General features: G+C 67.4%; 21 protein-coding genes. 15 read left to right on the forward strand and 6 right to left on the reverse strand.

The window, feature by feature from the left end:
• Positions 1-3 precede the first annotated feature (3 nt).
• Together MKK52_RS09765 and MKK52_RS09770 are read left to right on the forward strand one after the other, a co-directional pair.
• Positions 4-384, forward strand: a complete 381-nt coding sequence (locus MKK52_RS09765; protein ID WP_243953593.1) for a DUF4267 domain-containing protein — start codon at positions 4-6, stop codon at positions 382-384.
• Between the two features lie 71 nt (positions 385-455).
• A complete protein-coding gene (locus MKK52_RS09770) occupies positions 456-857 on the forward strand; it encodes a RidA family protein (RefSeq protein ID WP_243953594.1) in 402 nt (133 codons plus the stop codon).
• A 229-nt stretch (positions 858-1,086) separates the two neighbouring features.
• Here MKK52_RS09770 and MKK52_RS09775 read toward each other — a convergent pair whose 3' ends face one another.
• From MKK52_RS09775 to MKK52_RS09800, 6 genes are all read right to left on the reverse strand, one after another.
• On the reverse strand, positions 1,087-1,941 hold the full coding sequence (locus MKK52_RS09775; RefSeq protein ID WP_243953595.1) for a D-amino-acid transaminase: 855 nt from the start codon (positions 1,939-1,941) through the stop codon (positions 1,087-1,089).
• A 33-nt stretch (positions 1,942-1,974) separates the two neighbouring features.
• The gene (locus MKK52_RS09780) at positions 1,975-3,141 is read right to left on the reverse strand and encodes a M24 family metallopeptidase (protein WP_243953596.1); all 1,167 of its coding nucleotides are present in this window, start codon (positions 3,139-3,141) and stop codon (positions 1,975-1,977) included.
• A gap of 16 nt (positions 3,142-3,157) precedes the next feature.
• Entirely contained in the window at positions 3,158-3,838 is a 681-nt protein-coding gene (locus MKK52_RS09785; RefSeq protein ID WP_243953597.1) for a GntR family transcriptional regulator, read from the reverse strand.
• A gap of 68 nt (positions 3,839-3,906) precedes the next feature.
• Positions 3,907-4,704 carry a transporter substrate-binding domain-containing protein gene (locus MKK52_RS09790; protein ID WP_243953598.1) on the reverse strand — a complete coding sequence of 266 codons (798 nt, stop codon included), beginning with the start codon at positions 4,702-4,704 and terminating at the stop codon, positions 3,907-3,909.
• 67 nt (positions 4,705-4,771) lie between these two features.
• Positions 4,772-5,455 carry an amino acid ABC transporter permease gene (locus MKK52_RS09795; RefSeq protein WP_243953599.1) on the reverse strand — a complete coding sequence of 228 codons (684 nt, stop codon included), beginning with the start codon at positions 5,453-5,455 and terminating at the stop codon, positions 4,772-4,774.
• A gap of 34 nt (positions 5,456-5,489) precedes the next feature.
• A complete protein-coding gene (locus MKK52_RS09800) occupies positions 5,490-6,296 on the reverse strand; it encodes an amino acid ABC transporter ATP-binding protein (protein WP_243953600.1) in 807 nt (268 codons plus the stop codon).
• A gap of 220 nt (positions 6,297-6,516) precedes the next feature.
• Between MKK52_RS09800 and MKK52_RS09805 the strand changes: the two genes are divergently transcribed.
• The 13 genes from MKK52_RS09805 (at position 6,517) to MKK52_RS09865 (ending at position 19,134) form a co-directional block, all read left to right on the forward strand.
• Positions 6,517-7,560, forward strand: a complete 1,044-nt coding sequence (locus MKK52_RS09805; protein WP_243953601.1) for a hydroxyacid dehydrogenase — start codon at positions 6,517-6,519, stop codon at positions 7,558-7,560.
• On the forward strand, positions 7,557-8,840 hold the full coding sequence (locus MKK52_RS09810) for a Zn-dependent hydrolase (protein WP_243953602.1): 1,284 nt from the start codon (positions 7,557-7,559) through the stop codon (positions 8,838-8,840). Before MKK52_RS09805 ends, MKK52_RS09810 begins: the two co-directional genes overlap by 4 nt.
• Before the next feature lie 22 nt (positions 8,841-8,862).
• Positions 8,863-9,636 (forward strand): LamB/YcsF family protein, encoded by a 774-nt coding sequence (locus MKK52_RS09815; RefSeq protein ID WP_243953603.1) that lies wholly within the window; start codon positions 8,863-8,865, stop codon positions 9,634-9,636.
• The gene (pxpB, locus tag MKK52_RS09820; protein WP_243953604.1) at positions 9,629-10,363 is read left to right on the forward strand and encodes a 5-oxoprolinase subunit PxpB; all 735 of its coding nucleotides are present in this window, start codon (positions 9,629-9,631) and stop codon (positions 10,361-10,363) included. The genes MKK52_RS09815 and pxpB overlap by 8 nt, the downstream gene beginning before the upstream one ends.
• Positions 10,356-11,390: a biotin-dependent carboxyltransferase family protein gene (locus MKK52_RS09825; RefSeq protein ID WP_243953605.1), complete on the forward strand. Its 1,035-nt coding sequence runs from the start codon at positions 10,356-10,358 to the stop codon at positions 11,388-11,390. Before pxpB ends, MKK52_RS09825 begins: the two co-directional genes overlap by 8 nt.
• Before the next feature lie 40 nt (positions 11,391-11,430).
• Positions 11,431-11,844 carry a VOC family protein gene (locus tag MKK52_RS09830; protein WP_243953606.1) on the forward strand — a complete coding sequence of 138 codons (414 nt, stop codon included), beginning with the start codon at positions 11,431-11,433 and terminating at the stop codon, positions 11,842-11,844.
• A 439-nt stretch (positions 11,845-12,283) separates the two neighbouring features.
• Positions 12,284-12,655, forward strand: coding sequence for a DUF971 domain-containing protein (locus tag MKK52_RS09835; RefSeq protein WP_243953607.1), 372 nt, complete (start codon positions 12,284-12,286; stop codon positions 12,653-12,655).
• A 64-nt stretch (positions 12,656-12,719) separates the two neighbouring features.
• Complete coding sequence (locus MKK52_RS09840) at positions 12,720-14,471, forward strand: fumarate reductase/succinate dehydrogenase flavoprotein subunit (protein WP_243953608.1); 1,752 nt, start codon at positions 12,720-12,722, stop codon at positions 14,469-14,471.
• Positions 14,472-14,497: 26 nt separating this feature from the next.
• Entirely contained in the window at positions 14,498-14,731 is a 234-nt protein-coding gene (locus MKK52_RS09845) for a ferredoxin family protein (RefSeq protein WP_149312599.1), read from the forward strand.
• Positions 14,732-14,739: 8 nt separating this feature from the next.
• Entirely contained in the window at positions 14,740-15,705 is a 966-nt protein-coding gene (locus MKK52_RS09850; RefSeq protein WP_243953609.1) for a HEAT repeat domain-containing protein, read from the forward strand.
• A gap of 166 nt (positions 15,706-15,871) precedes the next feature.
• Positions 15,872-16,648 (forward strand): Crp/Fnr family transcriptional regulator, encoded by a 777-nt coding sequence (locus MKK52_RS09855; RefSeq protein ID WP_243953610.1) that lies wholly within the window; start codon positions 15,872-15,874, stop codon positions 16,646-16,648.
• A 164-nt stretch (positions 16,649-16,812) separates the two neighbouring features.
• Positions 16,813-18,237 (forward strand): ABC transporter substrate-binding protein, encoded by a 1,425-nt coding sequence (locus MKK52_RS09860; RefSeq protein WP_243953611.1) that lies wholly within the window; start codon positions 16,813-16,815, stop codon positions 18,235-18,237.
• Between the two features lie 6 nt (positions 18,238-18,243).
• A complete protein-coding gene (locus tag MKK52_RS09865; RefSeq protein ID WP_243953612.1) occupies positions 18,244-19,134 on the forward strand; it encodes an ABC transporter permease in 891 nt (296 codons plus the stop codon).
• Positions 19,135-19,176 lie beyond the last annotated feature (42 nt).

Genomic DNA, 19,176 nt, shown 5'->3' on the forward strand with positions numbered 1-19,176 from the left:
CGCATGTACTGGTTTTCGATGGTCATCGCGCTGCTAGCCGCATTCGGCATCATCGCAATTGGCATGATGTACTTGTCAGATCCAAAGGCGGCCACACGAAGCTTCGGTCTGCCGTTACCAGAGGCGGGTGCGAACGTCGCTTGGTGGCTTCGCCTCAAGGGGGTTCGCGACGTCGTCTCCGGGATAGTTGTCCTGGCCATGTTGGTGTGGGGCGGACCGCGCGTGCTCGGGATCATCCTACTGGTAGAGGCACTAATCCCAGCCGGCGATATGTCACTCGTCGTGGCCGCGCGTGGCTCGACCGCGAGGGCGCTCGGCATCCATGGCCTCACCGCCATGCTGATGATCACCGGCGCCGTCCCTCTGATCCTGGGGGCGGCCTGAGATCCCGACCCTTCCGTTCGAGCGGCGCAATCATCACGCTCAGCGGATCTCAAGCGTCAGGAGACCCAATCATGTCCAAACGCGACGTTGTTTTCCCCGCCTCCCGTCATGCCCTCTACGATATGCATCGATATTCGCCTGCCGTTCGGTCAGGGGATCTGCTGTTCGTGTCGGGTCAGGTTGGCAGCCGCGAGGATGGCTCGCCGGAGCCGACATTCGAGCTGCAGGTCCGGCGTGCGTTCGCCAATCTGCGTACCGTGCTGGCAGCGGCGGGATGCACCTTCGACGACGTCGTCGATGTCACCACCTTCCACACCGATCCGGAGGCGCAGTTCCCCACCATCATGGCGGTGCGCGACACGGAGATCGGGCCGCCCCCCTACCCGAACTGGACGGCTGTCGGCGTGACGTGGCTCGCTGGCTTTGATTTCGAAATCAAAGTTATCGCGCGTATCCCGATACCTATTGCCTAGAGCTCCGACGATCCAGCGCCGCTGTTGTCGGCAAGCTGCGCCCCATGATGGTTAGGGCGATGTCCGCTTCGACCTGCTGACCGCTTCAAAGCAGACCGTCGCAAATCCGCCCAACTCAGCCACCGAGGTACGCCCCGCATGGGACCGGATCTGGCCGAAAGCGGAACGACCGCTCTCAAATCGGGGAGTCGTCGAAGGAGACGTCGACATCATCGTTTGCTGAGACGAGTTAGATCGCATCGGCCAGTCGGATCTCCAGATATCTTTCCCGCAGCTGCCTAGAGATCGGTCCGGCTCGGCCGTCGCCCACCGGCGTGTCGTCGATCCGCGTGACCGGCAGAACGAAGTTCGTGGCCGAACTGACGAAGGCCTCCGCGGCGGCTTTCGCCTCATCGGGGGTGAAGGCCCTTTCCTCCACGGGGATGCCTTCGGAGTGGGCAATGTCGAGGAGGCTAGCGCGGGTGATGCCGTGGAGCAAAGCGCTCGAGAGGCCCCGGGTCACCAAGGTCCCGTCCCGGGTCACAATATGCGCTGTGGCCGCACTCCCCTCGGTGATAAAGCCGTTCTCGACGAGCCATGCGTCGTCGGCGCCCCGCCGAACCGCTTCCATCTTGGCCATAGAGGCTGGCAGGAGCTGCACCGTCTTGATGTCGCGCCGGGCCCAGCGTTGGTCCGGCAGGAGGGCGATCGTAATTCCTGTGGCCACGCGGGGGTTCTCCAAGACTGGCTTGGACTGCGTGAACAGGACCAAGGTCGGATCGACTCCGGTCGGGTAGGCGAAATCACGGTCGGCCACTCCGCGGGAGATTTGGAGGTAGATGAGACCTTCGCGAAGGTCGTTGCGGCGCACAATCTCCTGATGAATCACCAGTAGCGCCTCGGGTTCGAGGGGACAGGAAATACCGAGCTCGGCCATGGAGCGCTGCAGTCGTGCGGCGTGGCCGTAATAGTCGATCAGACGGCCACCGATCACCGCCGTCACCTCGTAGATCGCGTCGGCGAACAGGAAACCGCGGTCGAAGATCGAGACCTTCGCCTCGGTCTCCGGTAGCCAGTCGCCGTTGAGGTAGACGGTCCGGGGCATCGCGCGATCCTTGTTGTCGGAATGAGTCTCGCCTCACCGCAGCGTCAGGGCGCGGGGCAGATCGGAAAGGGGTTCGGCGCCGTGCGGCGTCACGATCACGGTCTCGGAAGCGCCGACCGTCCAGAACCCGTAGCAGCGCAGGGTCGCGGGCAGGTGGAACACCATGCCTGGCTCAATCGGCCGGTCGATCTCGGTGAACAGGCTCAGCAGGCTGCCCTCTCCCCAATCCGGAGCGAAGGCGATCCCCATCGAGTAGCCGATGCGCTTGCGGAAGGCCGGGCCATAGCCCGCCGCGTCGATGACGGCCTGGGCCGCCTCGTGCGGCGCGGAGCAGGGTCGGCCGGGCCGAATTGCGCTGAGAGCCGCGTCCAGCGCGCGCAGGGCGCAGTCCATCATTCGCTGCGCCTCGACCGGCGGCGCGCCGATCCAGACACTGCGCATCAGCGCCGCGTGGTAGCGCGCATGGCTGCCTGCGAGTTCGAGGAACACGGCATCCCCCAGTTCCAGGCGGCGCCGACGCCACGTCATGTGCGGCAGCCCGCTACGGGGCCCTGACGAGACCAAGGGCTCCATTGCCATTGCCTCGGAGCCGGCCGTCGTCGCGGCGGCGAGCATGGCCGCGGCGACGGCGTTCTCATCGGCACCTGCGCCGCAGGCGGCGACGCCGGCGGCGAGCCCGGCCTGGGCGTAACGGGCGGCCTCCCGGATTGCCTGTAGTTCGGCCGCCGACTTCACGATGCGCAGGGGCCCAAGGAGCCCCGATCCATCGGGCAACGGGTCGGTGCCGAGCGCCGTGCCGATCCGCGCAGCGAGGGCGGCCGAGACGAACCAGCCGTCCCGCTCCATCGCCGGGCGGACGAAGCCGCGCCGCCGCACCAGAGCCGCCAGGGCGTCGGCCGGGTCGGTCCCGTCCGGGTAAGCCTGGATGTCGTCGAGCCAGGTATTGGCCGTCGCTCCAGGCAGTTCGAGTTGGCGCACCAGCAGGGAGAGCTCGCCCTCGGCAGGAACGAGGAGGGCCTGGAAGGCGAAGTAGCCAGCAGTCTGGCGGCCGGTCAGCCAGTAGATCGTCTCTGGGCCGGTCACCACCAGGGCCTTGTGGCCGGCAGCGGAGATCGCGGCCCGGGCCGCCGCCTGCCGGACGGCGAATTCTTCCAGCGGGAAGGCAGCCTCGCAGCCACGCAGGTGGGCAAACTCGTGCATGGCTTGGGCCCCCGCCTCAGAACTCGCTCAGGCGGCGGATGATGCCCTGCTTGAAGTTCTCGAGGTGGGCCGCGATGGCATCCGCCGCCGCCGCCCCGTCCCCGGCTCGCAGGGCTGCGACGACCGCGAGGTGCTCGCGATGCACCGCCTCGAACCGCTCTGGCATCCGGCTCAGGTTGAACATCTGCGTCTTGAGCCGCAGGTCCTTGATCGTCTTGGCGAGGATCGCGTTGCGGCTGCTGTCGGCGATCAATTCGTGGAATCGGCGGTCGACCTCCCAGTTGCCCGGCGCATCGGGATCGCCCGCCGCGAGCAACGCCTCGCTGTGCTGCTCCAACTCCGCCAACGCGCCATCGGGGATCCGGCCGGTGGCGAGCATCACGCTCTCCCGCTCCAGGAGGCGGCGGACATGCAGGATCTCGATCAGCTCGCGCAGGGAGAACTCCTTCACGACGAGCATCCCGCCGGGCTGCCGCTCGACCAGCCCCTCGGTCTCTAGGCGTGACATCGCCTCGCGGGTCGGTGTGCGCGAGATGTCGAGGAGTTCCGCGAGACGGCGCTCGTGCAGCACGGTCCCAGCGGGAAGATCACGACGCACGAGCATGTCGAGCAGCCTATCGTAGGCCATCTGGCCGAGGCTCTGCTCCCGACGGGCGCCGAGCGCGGTTGTGTAGGACGAGGCGTCGAGGGTTTTCATTGGTGTCCTCCCAGGACGGCCTACCGGGCCGCCCCCGCTCATGTCTTGTTGTGCCTTCCCCTATCCACTCACATCGCGGGCGTCTTGATCGGCTCCTTCGGCGCCGGGTCGTAGCCGATCAGGGGGGTGAGCAGCTTGGCGTAGGTCCCGTCGGCGACCATCTCGGCCAGCGCCTTGTTGACGGCGGCGTGCAGGTTCGGCTTGCCCTTCTTGATCGCGAAGCCCTTCTGGATGGTGCTGAGCGGGGTCTCGATCATCACCAGCGGCAGCTTGCGCGCCTTGATCGCGTAGTTGCCGGCGACCGCGTCGTTGATCACCGCATCGATGTTGCCGCCGACGAGGTCCTGCATGGCGTCCGCGGCGGTCTTGTAGCTCTTGAGGTTGGCGCCGTGCTCTTCGGCGAGCTTGCCGAAGGTCGAGGCCGAGAGGGCGCCGACATTGCGGCCCTTGAGGTCCTCCGGTCCCTTGATCCCGGTATCCTTGCGGGTGACGATCCGCGCACCGGACTCGAGCCACCCGTCCGCGAAGGCGACCTGCTTCTGCCGGGTGGGGGTGATGTCCATCGACTCGCTGGTGATGTCGTACTGATCGGCCATCAGGCCCACGAGCAGGGCGTCGAACTTGACGTTGACCGGGCTGTATTCGACCCCGATCCGCCGGCAGATCTCGCGCATCACCCGGACCTCCAGCCCGTCGAGTTCGCCGCTCGGCGTGCGCATGCTGAAGGGCGCGAAGGTGCTGTCGGTGGCCACGATCAGCTTGCCGGGCTCGATCAGCTCCAGCTTGCCCTCGGCCGCCCGTAGCGCCGGAGCGGCAAGCAGGCCGGTGCAGAGGGCGGCGAGGGCGAGGAGGCGGCGGCGGTTCATGGCGATCTCCGGTACGGGCGAGGGGGCGGAAGGTGTCGGCCGCGGCCCGTCCCGCGGCGGGGGAAGCTCACGACAGGCGGGCGTAGCGCCGCTCGAAATAGGCGGAAAGTTGCGACAAGATCGACGTCAGGCCGAGGTAGATCAGCGCCGCCGCGATGTAGAAATCGAATGGGCGGAACGTCGTGGCGATCATCAGCTGCGCGTAGAGCGTCAACTCGACCACCGTGATCGTCGACAGGAGTGAGGTGTTCTTGACCGCCGAGATCGCTTCGTTCGTCAGCGAGGGCAGGATCATGCGGAAGACCTGCGGCAGGACGATCCGGACCATCATGATCCGCGGGTTCATGCCGAGCGCCAAGGCCGACTCGAGCTGACCGCGAGGGATCGCCGCGAGGCCGGCGCGGATGGTCTCGGCCACGTAGGCCCCGCTGCTGACGCCGAGCGCGATGATGCCAGCGGTGACGGGGGAGAGCTTCACGCCGATCTGCGGCATGCCGAAATAGACGATGAAGACTTGGATCAGGGTCGGTGTGCCGCGGATGAACCAGACGTAGAAGCTCGCGAGCGCCCGGAAGGGCGCGAAGGGGGAGCGCTTGCCCAGCGCCCCGAGCAGGCCGCAGACCCAGCTGACCAGGATGCTCGCCACCGTCACGCCGAGCACGACCAGCGTCGCCGAGAGGAAGCCGGGGCCGTAGGTGACGAACTCCTCCGCGAGGGTCTGCCACCAGTCCTGCCATGCCGTGCCGCTCATCGCCGTCCGAACTCCATGATGGCTCCAAGGCGACTCATGCCGGTTGCCCGAGCCCGGCCGGCTCGTGCAGCACGCGGCGGAGGAACTGGCGCAGCCGCTCGCTCCGGGGCGCGCCGATGATCTCCGCGGGCGGGCCGTCCTCGGCGATCACCCCGCCGTCGAAGAACAGGGTGCGGGTGCCGACGTCCCGGGCGAAGGCCATCTCGTGGGTGACGACCAGCATCGTCATCCCGTCCGCCGCGAGGGAGCCCATCAGCGCCAGCACCTCGCCGACCAGTTCGGGATCGAGGGCCGAGGTGACCTCGTCGAACAGCATCACCTTGGGCGCCATGGCCAGGGCGCGCACGATCGCCACGCGCTGCTGCTGCCCGCCCGAGAGCTTCGACGGGTAGGCGTGCCGCTTCTCGCAGAGGCCGATGCGCTCAAGGAGCGCCTCGGCCTCCGCCACCGCCTGCCTGCGCGGCATCCGCCGCACCCGGATCGGCGCCTCGATGACGTTCTCCAGCACCGTCATGTGCGGCCAGAGATGGTAGCTCTGGAACACCATGCCGATCCGCGACCGCAATTCGCAGAGCTGCTGCGGAGTCGGCTGACGGCGGGCGCCCTCCTCGTAGTCGAAGGCGAACCGCTCAAAATCCATGAAGCCGGAGGTAGGCGTCTCCATGAGGTTGAGGCAGCGCAGGAACGTGCTCTTTCCCGAACCGCTCGCGCCGATGATCGACACGACCTCGCCCTCGTGGATGTCGAGGGAGATGCCCTTCAGCACCTCGTTGCCGCCATAGCTCTTGTGCAGCTTCCTAATCTTCAGGAGCGGCGATAGAACAGTCTCGACCTGAGTCATCGTTCGACCTGACTGATCTCAATTTTAATCCCAAATAATAGCCGCATTTATCTCATCTATACGACGCGCCAGATCGAAAAACAGGAATGTATCCCGTTGTTTTGCTTGGATATCGGCTCGATAATCGTATTTTGATGTTGCCAGCTCTGCGGCATTGAGCTAGCTTCTTCGGTATACCATCGGCATTCAAGCGGTATTTTTGAGCAGGGTTGCCTCGAACGTGTTCACCGAGCCTTCCGATCCGGTCCGCCCCTTCGAAGGAGCGCCGGGCATCTGCCTCATTGTTCAGCCGATCCATGCGGCTGGGCTCGCGCAGCTTCGGATGGCGGGGCTCGAGATCCGGGCCGCCACCGGCCTCGCCTCGGCGATTCTCGCCCGCGAGGCGGCCGATTGCGTCGCGGTCGTCACCCGCAACGGCGGCTTTCCCGCCGAAGCGGTGCTGGCCGCGCCCCGGCTGAGGGTGATCGGGGTCCACGGCACCGGAACCGACCCGGTGGCCGTGCCGGAGGCGACCCGGGCGGGGATCGCGGTCGTCAACACGCCGGGCGCCAACGCCCTCTCCGTCGCCGAGCATGCGATCGGCCTGATCTTCGCCCTCGCCAAGGCGATCCCGCAGGCCGACCAGGCCATGCGGGAGGGCGACCACGATTTCCGCTATGGCGCGCGCCTCGTTGAACTCGCCGGCCTGACGCTGGGTGTCGTGGGGTTCGGGGACATCGGGCAGGCGACCGGCCGGCTCGCGGCGGCGCTGGGCATGAGGGTGCTCGCCTACGGCCCGACGCGGCCGGCTTCCGACTTCGCGGCCCTGAACGCCGAACGCGCCGCCACCTTGCCGGACCTCCTCGCCCGGGCCGACGTCGTCTCCCTGCACCTGCCTCTCACGGCGCAGACCCGCGGCCTGATCGGTCGGGATGAACTGAGCCGGATGAAGCGCGGCGCCTTCCTGATCAACACCGCCCGGGGCGCCCTGGTGGACGAGGACGCCCTGGCCGAGGCGCTGGCCGCGGGCACCATCGCCGGCGCGGGGCTCGACGTGGTGTCGGGGGATGCGCTCGCGCACGACCATCCCCTGCACCGGGAGCGGCGGGTGATCCTCACCCCCCACGTCGCCGCCTCGACCGAGGCCGCCCTGATCCGCGCCGCCGAGCGGGTCGCGGGGCAGGTGATCGACGTTCTCGCCGGGCATCGTCCGCCGAACCTCGTCAATCCGGAGGTCTGGGATCGCCGGCGGCGGGGTGCGCATAAGGCGGAGTTCCCGGCATGAGCGGGGTCGGCACGGCCACCATTGCGGACTCAATCGCCATCGATCCGGATTTCTGCGCCGGCCTGTTCGCGCAACTCCTTTCCTTCAGCCGCGACGAGCCCGGAGTCACCCGGGCCGCCTACGGCGAGGGGGAGGAGCGGGCCCACGCCCTGATGCGCGAGACCGGGGTTTCGCTGGGCCTCACCCCCGAGACCGATGCCGCCGGCAACCTCTTCCTGACCCTCCCAGGGCGCGACCCGGCGCTGCCGGCCTGGATGGTCGGCTCCCACGTCGACACCGTGCCGCATGGTGGCAACTTCGACGGGGCGGCCGGGGTGGTCGGCGGTCTAGCGGCCGTTCAGGCCCTGCGCCGATCGGGCCTCGTGCCCGCACGCCCCGTGACGGTGGGCGTGTTCCGGGCCGAGGAAAGCGTGTGGTTCCCCGCCTCCTATGTCGGGAGCCGGGCCGCCTTCGGCCTGCTGCCGCTCGAGGCCCTCGATTTGCCCCGCACCGATTCCGGACGGAGCCTGCGCGAGCACATGGCCGCGCTCGGCCTGCGGCCCGATGCGGTGGCACGAGGGGAGGCGCTGCTCGATCCGAAGCGGATCCACGGGTTCGTGGAGATGCATATCGAGCAAGGGCCGACCCTGGAGGCCGCCGAAATCCCCGTCGCCTTCGTCACGGCGATCAGCGGCAGCGTCCGTTACCGGAAGGCCGCCTGCTTCGGGCGCTACGGCCATTCCGGCGCCGTCGCGCGATCCGAGCGCAGCGACGCCGTCTTCGCCCTCGCCGACCTGATCGCCGGCCTCGACGGCCTGTGGGGCAGGTTGGAACAGGAGGGGCTTCCCGCCACACTCACCCTGGGCGAGGTCGCCACCGACCCGGCCCAGCACGCCTTCGCCAAGATCCCGGGGGAGGTCCGCTTCTGTCTCGACGTGCGCAGCACCGAGCCGGCGGTGATCGCGCGCATCGAGGCGGCCCTGGCCGACCTCGTCGCCGGCATTGAGGTCGCCCGCGGTGTGCGCTTCGCCCTCGGCGAACGGACGGGCAGCACCCCGGCCCAGATGAGTCCCACACTGATCGAGGCCCTGTCCGGCCATGCCCGTCGGCTCGGGATGCCGTTCCGGACCATGCCGAGCGGAGCGGGACACGACACCGCGACCCTCGCCGGGCAGGGCGTGCCGAGCACGATGATCTTCGTCCGCAACCAGAATGGCAGCCACAACCCGCACGAGGCGATGCGGATCGAGGATCTCTGCGCCGCCGCGACCCTGGTCGCCCACCTCGTCGCCTCCGAGTGAACCCACGCGAAAGGATGCACCGATGATCGTCGATCTGAACTGCGACATGGGCGAGGGCTTCGGCGTCTACCGCCTCGGCGACGACGCGGAGATGCTGGCCCTGGCCACCTCGGCCAACATCGCCTGCGGCTTCCACGCCGGCGATCCGCTGGTGATGCACGAGACGCTACGCCTCGCCGCCGCGAACGGCGTGCAGGCGGGCGCCCATCCAAGCTTCCTCGATTTGTGGGGGTTCGGCCGGCGGCCGATCCACGGCGAGCGCCCGGCCGACATCGAGAAGGCGGTGCTCTATCAGGTCGGCGCCCTCCTGGCCCTGGCCCAGGATGCCGGCTGCCCCGTGCGCCACGTGAAGACCCACGGGGCGATGGGCAACATGGCCAACGAGGATGCCGACCTCGCCCTGGCCGTCGCCCGGGCGATCCGGACGCTGGACCGGAACCTGATCTTCGTCGTGATGCCCGGTCTCGAAACAGAACGCGCGGGCGAGCGGCTCGGTCTGCCCATCGCCCGCGAGGTCTACGCAGACCGGGCCTATGCGGATGATGGCACCCTTGTCTCTCGCAAGCTCCCCGGCGCCGTCCTGCACGAGCCCGAGGCCGTCGCCGAGCGCGTGGCGCAGATGCTCGATGACGGGGCGATCACCTCCCTGTCCGGGCGGCGCATCCCGACGCGGATCGACACGATCTGCGTCCACGGGGACACGCCCGGCGCCGTCGCCATGGCCCGCCGCCTGCGGGACGATGTCGCCGCGAAGGGCATCGCCCTGCGCCCGATGGCTGAGGTGCTCGGTGTCTGAGCCCGGCTACCGGCTGCTCGATTGCGGCGACTGGGCGCTGACGGTTGAGCTCGGCCGCGCGGTCGATCCTGTCGTCAACGCGCAGGTGGTCGCCCTCGACGAGGCGATCCGCAGCGCCGGACGGCCCGGCCTGCTGGAGACGGTGCCGACCTATCGCTCGCTCCTCGTCCTTTACGATCCCGACCTACTGCCCCGGGCCGACCTCGCGGCGCTGATCGCCGCCCACTGGCCGCCTCCGGTCGCGGCGACCGGAGCGATCCGCCGTTGGCGGGTGCCGGTGCTCTACGGCGGCGAGCACGGCGTCGACCTCGCCGACCTCGCGGCCAAGACCAAGCTGAGCCAGGATGAAGTGATCGCCCTCCATGCGGGCTGCGACTACCGCGTCCACATGATCGGCTTCGCCCCCGGTTTCGCGTATCTCGGCGGTCTCGATCCCCGCATCCACGCGAGCCGGCGCACGGATCCGCGCCCCACGATCCCGCCGGGCAGCGTATCTATCGGCGGCAACCAGACCGGCGTCTCGCCGCCCCTCGAACTGCCGAGCGGCTGGCAGCTCATCGGCCGCACGCCCGCACGCTCCTACGACCCGGCGCGGGCCGAGCCGTTCCTGTTCGCGGCCGGGGATCTGATCCGGTTCGAACCGATCGACCGTGCCGCCTTCGATGATCTCAGCGCGGCGGCTCAGGCCGGGGAACGCGTCGCGACGATGGAGCGGGTCCATGGCTGACGGCTTGCGGATCGTCGCGCCCGGCGTGGCCACCACCCTTCAGGATGCCGGGAGGCGGGGATACCTGCGCTTCGGCATTTCGGGTTCGGGGGCGATGGACCTGGATCTGCTGGCGCTCGCCAACGCCCTGGTCGGCAACCCAGCCGACGCGGCAGGCATCGAGATGGCGATGCTCGGCCCGACCCTGGTCTGCGAGGCGGAGGTGTGCCGAGTCGCCCTGGCCGGCGCGTCGTTCGCGATGGCCCTGAACGGGCGAGCGGTCGATCCCTACACCGCCTACGACCTGCGCCGCGGCGACCGGCTCAACCTCGGGGCCCCGAGCCGGGGGCTGCGCGCATGGCTCGCCGTGGCCGGGGGCTTCGCAGTGGCGCCGATGCTCGGCAGCGTCTCGACCCATACCCGCACCCGCCTCGGCGGCCTCGACGGCACTCCCCTCGCGGCAGGCGATCTGCTGCCGCTGCGAGCGCCAGAGCCCGTGGGAAGACCCCCGACCCTGCCTCATGTTCACAGGCCCCGCTTCGGCGGTTCGATCCGGGTGGTGCTTGGCCCCCAGGCCGACAGCTTCACGGAGGAGGGGCTGCGCACCTTTCTGTCCGCGCCCTACACGCTGACGGCGCGCGCCGACCGGATGGGCTGCCACCTCGACGGGCCCCCGATCGCCCATGCGGATGGCTTCAACATCGTCTCGGATGGGATCGTGAACGGCTCGATCCAGGTGCCCGGCCACGGGCGGCCCCTCATCCTGCTCGCCGATCGTCATACCACGGGCGGCTATCCGAAGATCGCGACGGTCGTCTCCGCCGATTTCAGCCGCCTCGCGCAGGTGCGGCCGGGGGAGACGATCCGGTTCGAGTCCGTCACCGTCGACGAGGCGCAGTCCCTCGCCCAAGACGCGAAATCTGCACTCACGGTGAGGCTCGCCGCCCTCGTGCCGGCCGGCGGCGGTGATCTCGACAGCGGATTCCTGCTGTCCTGCAACCTCATCGGCGGCGTCGTCTCGGCGAACCACATTGGATCGGTGGCCTGAGGCAGGCCGCGTCCATCACGCACAACGGAGAGACCCGACGATGCCGACCCCGTTCCACCTCGCCTACCACGTGACCGACCTCGACGCGGCGCGTCGCTTCTACGGCGGCGTCCTCGGATGCCGCGAGGGGCGCAGCACAGAGACCTGGGTGGATTTCGATTTCTTCGGCCACCAGATCTCGCTGCATCTGGGTGAGCCCTTCGCGACGACCCGGACCGGAAAGGTCGGCCACCACATGGTGATGATGCCCCATCTCGGGGTGGTGCTGCCCCTCGACGCCTGGGAAGCGCTGGCCGCTCGCGTTGAGGCCGAGGGCATCGCCTTCGACATCCCGCCGGTGGTCCGCTTCCTGGGCCAGCCTGGCGAGCAGCGGACCATGTTCTTCTTCGACCCAAGCGGGAATCCCATCGAGATCAAAGGCTTCCGAGATCTAGACGGTGTCTTCGAACACTGAAAGGCTTTTGCGGTTAGGCCCGGCGCCTCAATGCCAGCCGGCTCGTCGCACGGAGCGGTTGAGTCCGTGGAACACGAAGCGTCGAGGCGCTTCTTTGTTGAATGTCAGCTCTTAGGAGGACCAATGGGAGCACTCGCGTGACTGCAATGGGCGCAAAGCGGAACAGCTGCTTGTCGGTTGAGGCGTCGGTCGTAGCTCGGATAAGTCGAGGCGAGTGCTCCCAGGATGATCAATCCTTCCGCCGGCCGATCTGAAGCGGCGTCGGCGGCGTTGCGTCTGGTCCCGGGACCGCGAACAGCTCACTCAACGCCACGCTGAGCGCACCGTGAACGAGCGATGCGCTTCTCCTGCTGCCGCCTGACTGAAATTCCGGGCAACTAATTGCTGTCCGATCGATCGCTCCTGAGCTTCTGTGACGAAGGCATCTGAGGAGGAGCGTATGATAAACCGCGCGATCGAGCTTCCGAGCCCGCCTCCATTCGATCCCGACGCAATCCCCGACACCGCGACCCTCTCACGCGGCGGAACCGCGCTCAGACTGATTTGGCGCGACGGACTGACCGCGACGCTGCCCGCTGAGCATCTGCGCCTTCGTTGCCGGTGCGCATGGTGCACCCGCGATCGGGCTGTGGAACGCTTCCCGGACGCATTCACCGACATCACGGTCACCTGCGTCGAACCCATGGGCGGCTATGCCATCCATATCGCGTTCACCGACGGCCATACCCGCGGGATCTTCCCGTGGGCTTACCTGCGCGCCCTCGCGGCTGAGTCCGTCGCCAGCCCGCCAGCCGCGGCGCAGGCCGCCTGAATCCCCGATCCGATTCCTCGGCGAAAGCACAAGCGCCGCCACTCCGTTGACGCGAGACCTTACCATGAGCGCCTTCGAATCCTCGACGAAGACCGAGATCATCGAGACCGACATCCTGGTGATCGGCGGCGGCACCGGCGGCCCGATGGCCGCCATCAAGGCAAAGGAGTCCGACCCAAAGCTCCGCGTCGTCCTGATGGAAAAGGCGAACGTCAAGCGCTCGGGCGCGATCAGCATGGGCATGGACGGCCTGAACAACGCCGTCGTGCCGGGCTACGCCACGCCCGAGCAGTACGTGAAGGAGATCACCGTCGCCAACGACGGCATCGTCAACCAGAAGGCGGTGATGGCCTACGCGCAGGGGTCTTTCCCAATGATCCAGTACCTCGACAAGCTCGGGGTCAAGTTCGAGAAGGACGGGTCGGGCGAATACAACATGCGCAAGGTCCACCACATGGGGACCTACGTGCTGCCGATGCCCGAGGGGCACAACGTCAAGAAGGTTCTCTACCGGCAGCTTCGCCGCCTCCAGATCGGCGTGACCAACCGCTACATGGCGACCCGCCTGCTGAAAGGTCCGGACGGGCGCATCGCAGGCGCCATCGGGGTCAACACCCGCACCAGCGAATTCTTGGTGGTGAAGGCGAAGGCGGTGATCCTCGCCTGCGGCGCAGCCGGGCGACTCGGCCTGCCGGCCTCGGGCTACCTTTTCGGCACCTACGAGAATGCGGCGAATTGCGGCGACGGCTACGCGATGGCCTACCATGCCGGCGCACAGCTCGCGAACCTCGAGTGCTACCAGATCAACCCGCTGATCAAGGACTATAACGGGCCGTCCTGCGCCTACGTCACCGGCCCGTTCGGCGGATATACGGCCAACAACCGGGGCGAGCGCTTTATCGAGTGTGACTACTGGTCGGGCCAGATGATGCTCGAGTTCTGGCGTGAGCTGCAGGGTGGCAACGGCCCGGTTTTCCTGAAGATGGACCATCTGCGCGAGGAGACGATCTCGGAGATCGAAACCATCCTCCACTCGAACGAGCGGCCCTCACGCGGGCGCTTCCACGAACGGCGCGGCACCAATTATCGCCGCCGGCCAGTCGAAATGCATATCTCCGAGATCGGCTTCTGCTCCGGCCACTCGGCCTCGGGCGTCTTCGTCGACGAGTATGCTCGCACCACGGTTCCAGGTCTCTACGCCGTTGGTGACATGGCGAGTGTGCCGCATAACTATATGCTCGGCGCCTTCGTGAACGGCGGCATCGCGGGCGCTGATGCAGCCGCCTACTGCTCGGCCAACACCCTGGCGGGCCATGAGGAGGCCGATATCACCGCCGAGCGCGAGCGGGTCCTGGCCCCGACCCGGCGCGACGACGGCCTCACGCCTCATGAGATGGAGTTCAAGACGCGCCGCCTCGTCAACGATTACCTCGAGCCGCCGAAGGTGACGGCCAAGATGGAACTTGGACAGCGCCGCTTCGCCGAGATCCGCGAGGACCTCGACCTGCTCTGCGCCCGCGACGCGCACGAGTTGCACCGGGCTCTGGAGATGCAGACGATCCTCGACTGCGCCGACATGGCGGCCGCGGCCTCGCTCTATCGCACCGAGAGCCGCTGGGGCTTCTACCACCTGCGCGTCGATCACCCCGAAACCGACGACGCAAACTGGAACTGCCACACCGTCCTGTTCAAGGACGGTCAGGGCCGGATGGCCCACGCCAAGCGCGCGGTCGACCCGTTCATCGTGCCGGTCGCCCCCGAGGAGATGAGCGCCTACCACCAGCTCCGCATCAAGACGCCGGCCGCCGCCGAGTAGCCCTCCCAAGAACCGGAGATCGATCCATGCCGATCATCAATCAGGCCAGCAGTGCCGCGGTCGTCATCGACGACGAGAAGTGCATCGCCGAGAAGGGTTGCCGCGTCTGCGTTGACGTCTGCCCGCTCGACATCCTCGCGATCGATGAGACGCGGCAGAAGGCCTACATGAAGTACGACGAGTGCTGGTACTGCATGCCGTGCGAGGTCGACTGCCCGACGAACGCAGTCAAGGTCAACATCCCGTACCTGCTGCGCTGAGGCCGACCATGAGCCCCGTATTCGATTCCTTCGACGACGACCTCGATGACGTGGCCGAGCGCTGCGCCAGCGCCGATGCGGTCGTCCGGCGCGTCGCGATGATGGAGCTCGCCGAGGCTGTCGGCCCCGAGGCGAAGGTCCTGCTTCTGAAGGGTCTCGGCGACCCGGACGCCACCGTTCGTGCAGCCGCCGCCAGGGCCCTGGACGAGCACGACGGCGCGGACGTCGTCGAGGGCCTGGTGCGCTCCCTGGAGGACGCCGACGAGGCCGTGCGGCGCACCGCCGCCGACACCCTCGCCGAGAAGAAGGAGCCGACCTGCGGTCCGCTGCTGATCGAGCGCGCCGAGCACGCTGACCCCTTCGTGCAGGCGTCCGCCCTGCGGGCGCTGCGCGAGCTCGTCCTGCCGGACGCCCTGTCGGCCGCATTGAAGGCGCTCCAGAGTTCGGCGCCTGAGGTTCGCCGCGAGGGCCTCGGCGTCATCGGCTATCTCAAGGCCGAGGAAGCGCTGCCTGCGCTGATCGCCACCGCAGGCGATCCCGACCCGACCGTCCGGCGCGCGACGATGGCGGCGCTGGTTTTCCTGCGACACGGCGGCCCGGGCGTCTCCACGTTGATCGCTGGCTTGTCTGACGACAACTGGCAGGTGCGCGAGGAGGCAGCAGTCTCGTGCGCCAAGATCCGGCTGCCCGAGGCGACGCCCCCCCTGATCACGGCGATGGACGATCCCGTCTGGCAGGTCCGTATCAAGGCTGCCAACGCTCTAGGCCGGATCAAAGCCTCGGCTGCGGTTGAAGTCCTGGGGCGCGCACTGACTTCGGAGGTGAGTAACCTGCGCAAGGAGTCCGCCGCGGCCCTCGGCGAGATCGCCGACCCACGCGGTCTCGCTGCCCTTGAGGCGTCCTCCAACGATCCAGATCCCGACGTCCGCAAGCTCATCCAATGGGCCATCGGGCGCTGCCAGGGACGCCCCTGACCAATCCAACCGACGACGTTTAATGCGGCGTCCCTCTCCTTCGGGTGGGGCGCCGCAGGGCGTTCACGGACGGCTCGCCGACAGCGGGACGCCGCATGCGGTCAGGGATAGTTTAGAGCTGGTACAGGGTTTGCGGCGACATCCCTGCAAGACGCAGGAGATGGCAATGCAGACCACGGCGCCGATACGCCCGTCTCAGGCCCCAGCGGGGCTTCACACCCAGGCGAACGCCCTTCTGCTGTCCGAGGTGGCACCCAGGCCTGGCGCCGGCCAGCGCCCGCTGCTCGACGGATTGACCGAACGCGAGCTTGCCCTCGTCATGGAGAAGGGGCGACGCCGTGTACTCTACCGCGGCGCGACCCTGTTCACGCAGGAGACGCCGAACGACGGGATCTGGATCGTCGAGAGCGGCCGCATCCGGGTCTTCTACGCGGCGCCTTCCGGTCGCGAGATCACGCTGGCCTACTGGTACCCCGGCAACTTCGTCGGCGGTCCCGACGTATTTGGCACCGGCCTTCACAAGTGGTCGGGCATGGCGGCGAGCAATTCCAGTGTGCTACACCTGCCGGGCAAGGCCCTCAAGCAGCTCGTGACGCAGATCCCGACGCTGGCGATCGGGGTCATTGACGGCCTGACCTTTAAGGGCCGCTGCTACTCGACCCTAGCCCAGATGCTCGGGACTCGCTCAATCACGGAGCGTCTCGCCCATCTCATCCTGCACCTGTGCGATCTCTACGGCGTGCCGGAGGAGGACGGGACCGTAATCGCGGCGACCTTTACCCACGCCGACCTCGCACACATGGTCGGCGCCACCCGGCAATGGGTAACCATCAGCCTGAAGCGCCTTTCGGAGCAAGGGGTCGTGGCGACACGGCGCACGCAGATCGTCGTGCTGCGCCCTGAGATCCTAGCGCAGATGCGTGGCGGTGAGGAATGCGCTTAAATTCGAAGCTTCCCGCTCAAATCGACAGCACATCCGGGCCGACACAACCTTTTTGCGCAACTAATCGACCCGCGCGCGCTCTCAGTGTTTGATCGAACTCGTCTCTAAGTCCGATCATGCCCTCGATGTCGTTGTGGCATCGGACCGACATGACGGAGCGGGCGATGGCAAGACGGTTCCCCGGGCTCGGATCAGTATCCGCTCTCGCGCTTCTCGCACTCACCGGCACCGGGATCGGTACGCCGGCCCGCGCTGAGACCCTGACTGTCGGCATCGGTACGCAGGACACGACGACCAACACCGCGACCGTGGGGGTGGTTATCCGACAGCTCAAGCTGCTCGAGAGGTACCTGCCCAGGACCGGGAAGTATGCCGAGGAGACCATCCAGCTCGACTGGCAGAACTTCACCTCGGGGCCGCCGGTCACGAATGGCATGATGGCCGGCAAGCTTCAGTTCGGCGCCATGGGCGATTACCCGTTGGTCGTCAACGGCGCCACCTTCCAGAACAATCCCGAGAGCAAGTCGCAGCTGATCGCGGTCGCGGCGTACAACCTCTACGGTTCCGGCAATGGCATTGTCGTCAACAAGGACTCCGAATACTTCTCCTTCGAGGACCTGAAGGGAAAGGTAGTCAGCGTGCCTTTCGGTTCTGCCGCCCACGGCATGGTTCTGAAGGCGCTACAGGACAAGGGCTACCCAGCTACCTACTTCCGCCTCGTGAGCCAGAGCCCGGAGGTCGGTTCGACCAACCTTCAGGAGAAGAAGATCGACGCGCACGCCGATTTCGTCCCCTTCGCCGAGCTACTGCCGTTCCGCGGCTTCGCCCGTAAGGTGTTCGACGGTGTCGAGACCAAGCTGCCGACCTGGCACGGCGTCGTCGTACGCACCGATTTCGCCAAGCAATACCCCGAAATCGTCGAGGCCTACGTCAAGGCGGTGCTCGACGCCGACGCCTGGGTCAAGGCAGACCCGAAGCGCGCCGCCGAGCAGATCGCGACGTGGACCGGCACCGACAAGGAGGTGGTCTACATCTTCCTCGGGCCCGGTGGGATCATGACCATCGATCCCACAATCAAGCCGCAGCTGATCGACGCCGCACGCGAGGATGTGAAGGTCCTGCAGAAGCTCGACCGGATCAAGGAGTTCGACGTCGGCCCGTGGGTCGACGACGCGTATCTGCGCAAGGTCTTCGCCGAGCGCGGTCTCGACTACGAGCAGCAGCGCGCGAGCACCGCCAACTACGAGGTGAGCGGCGAGGACACGTTCTGCAAGAAGCCGATCACCGAGCCGCGTAAGGCCGGCGAGATCTGGGTGAAAGGCGGCGCGATACAGCCCTATTCCAGCGCCGCTTGCACGCTCGGCGCGCTAAATGAGATGAAGACCAAGGGGCAGCCCGTCGACGTCGCCTACGTCTTCGACACCGCCCGCGGCATCAAGCTGTTCGCCCGCGAGGCCTTCTACGTGGTCGACAGCAAGGGCGGCATCGCGCCCTTCCTGCTGAAGCAGGATGCCGAAACCGCGGCTCAGGGCGGCGGCAAGGTGATGCTCTACGACGAGGCCCTCAAGGCCGCTGTAACGGGAGGCTAGACCCTTATGGAAGCTGTCGCCCTCCGGTCCACCGCCGAGCCCGAGCCGCCGCGAACGGCGACCCTCGCGCCGCCGTCCGCGTCTTCCCAACCCACGACCGGCCGCACCCGCCGCTGGCTTCGCCTGCACCATGGTGAGTTCCGCGCCGCGCTGATCGGGCTCGCGTCGCTCATCCTGTTCGTCGCCCTCTGGCAGTATCTGACTGCCAACCGCGTTACCTTCTACGTGCGGTTCCTGAACATACCCACGCCGATGGACGTCGTGGGCCGGGCGGTGATCGCTCTGCACAACCCGGTCTTCGGCGACCACGTACTCATCTCCTGCCGCCGGATCCTGTTCGGCTTTCTCCTGGCCGGCGGTGTCGCCGTCCCGCTCGGCCTCCTCATGGGCCGCTATCACCTCCTGCGTGAGATTGCCTTCCCGATCTGCGAGGTGCTGCGGCCGATCCCGGCCATCGCCTGGGTTCCGATGGCGATCATGCTCTGGCCGACGAACGAGGGATCAATCATCTTCATCACGTTCCTCGGCTCGTTCTTCCCGATCCTGATCAACACCCTCCAGGGCATGGTGCAGGTCGACCCGGTGCTGGTGCGTGCTGCACGGTGTCTTGGAGCCAGGGAAGTAGCGGTGTTCCGCGAGGTTTACCTGCCAGCCTCATTGCCGCAGATCTTCACCGGGCTGACGGTCGGCATGGGCGTGGCCTGGGTCTCGCTGATCGCCGCCGAGATGATCTCCGGCCAGTTCGGTATCGGCTACTTTACCTGGGAGGCCTACTCCCTGGTCCAGTACCCAGACATCGCGCTCGGCATGATCACGATCGGGTTGCTCGGGCTTGGCTCGAGCTTCGCGATCCGGCTCGTGGGCCGCCTCGTCATGCCCTGGGCTTCCGCCCGGTAGGATACCCGACGAGCCCGACGACCGCGCCTCCCTCCGTGGTGC

The sequence above is a fragment of the Methylobacterium sp. J-067 genome, assembly GCF_022829465.1.
Classification (GTDB): domain Bacteria; phylum Pseudomonadota; class Alphaproteobacteria; order Rhizobiales; family Beijerinckiaceae; genus Methylobacterium; species Methylobacterium litchii.

What these genes read in the sequence shown, in the direction of transcription:
- MKK52_RS09810 (WP_243953602.1), top strand. Translation starts at nt 7,557, where the DNA reads ATGAGCGGGGTCGGCACGGCCACCATTGCGGACTCAATCGCCATCGAT.
- MKK52_RS09840 (WP_243953608.1), top strand. Translation starts at nt 12,720, where the DNA reads ATGAGCGCCTTCGAATCCTCGACGAAGACCGAGATCATCGAGACCGAC.
- MKK52_RS09860 (WP_243953611.1), top strand. Translation starts at nt 16,813, where the DNA reads ATGGCAAGACGGTTCCCCGGGCTCGGATCAGTATCCGCTCTCGCGCTT.
- MKK52_RS09790 (WP_243953598.1), bottom strand. Translation starts at nt 4,704, where the DNA reads ATGAACCGCCGCCGCCTCCTCGCCCTCGCCGCCCTCTGCACCGGCCTG.
- MKK52_RS09850 (WP_243953609.1), top strand. Translation starts at nt 14,740, where the DNA reads ATGAGCCCCGTATTCGATTCCTTCGACGACGACCTCGATGACGTGGCC.
- MKK52_RS09825 (WP_243953605.1), top strand. Translation starts at nt 10,356, where the DNA reads ATGGCTGACGGCTTGCGGATCGTCGCGCCCGGCGTGGCCACCACCCTT.
- MKK52_RS09865 (WP_243953612.1), top strand. Translation starts at nt 18,244, where the DNA reads ATGGAAGCTGTCGCCCTCCGGTCCACCGCCGAGCCCGAGCCGCCGCGA.
- MKK52_RS09795 (WP_243953599.1), bottom strand. Translation starts at nt 5,455, where the DNA reads ATGAGCGGCACGGCATGGCAGGACTGGTGGCAGACCCTCGCGGAGGAG.
- MKK52_RS09830 (WP_243953606.1), top strand. Translation starts at nt 11,431, where the DNA reads ATGCCGACCCCGTTCCACCTCGCCTACCACGTGACCGACCTCGACGCG.
- MKK52_RS09765 (WP_243953593.1), top strand. Translation starts at nt 4, where the DNA reads ATGTACTGGTTTTCGATGGTCATCGCGCTGCTAGCCGCATTCGGCATC.
- MKK52_RS09800 (WP_243953600.1), bottom strand. Translation starts at nt 6,296, where the DNA reads ATGACTCAGGTCGAGACTGTTCTATCGCCGCTCCTGAAGATTAGGAAG.
- MKK52_RS09815 (WP_243953603.1), top strand. Translation starts at nt 8,863, where the DNA reads ATGATCGTCGATCTGAACTGCGACATGGGCGAGGGCTTCGGCGTCTAC.
- MKK52_RS09855 (WP_243953610.1), top strand. Translation starts at nt 15,872, where the DNA reads ATGCAGACCACGGCGCCGATACGCCCGTCTCAGGCCCCAGCGGGGCTT.
- MKK52_RS09845 (WP_149312599.1), top strand. Translation starts at nt 14,498, where the DNA reads ATGCCGATCATCAATCAGGCCAGCAGTGCCGCGGTCGTCATCGACGAC.
- MKK52_RS09770 (WP_243953594.1), top strand. Translation starts at nt 456, where the DNA reads ATGTCCAAACGCGACGTTGTTTTCCCCGCCTCCCGTCATGCCCTCTAC.
- MKK52_RS09775 (WP_243953595.1), bottom strand. Translation starts at nt 1,941, where the DNA reads ATGCCCCGGACCGTCTACCTCAACGGCGACTGGCTACCGGAGACCGAG.
- MKK52_RS09835 (WP_243953607.1), top strand. Translation starts at nt 12,284, where the DNA reads ATGATAAACCGCGCGATCGAGCTTCCGAGCCCGCCTCCATTCGATCCC.
- MKK52_RS09785 (WP_243953597.1), bottom strand. Translation starts at nt 3,838, where the DNA reads ATGAAAACCCTCGACGCCTCGTCCTACACAACCGCGCTCGGCGCCCGT.
- MKK52_RS09780 (WP_243953596.1), bottom strand. Translation starts at nt 3,141, where the DNA reads ATGCACGAGTTTGCCCACCTGCGTGGCTGCGAGGCTGCCTTCCCGCTG.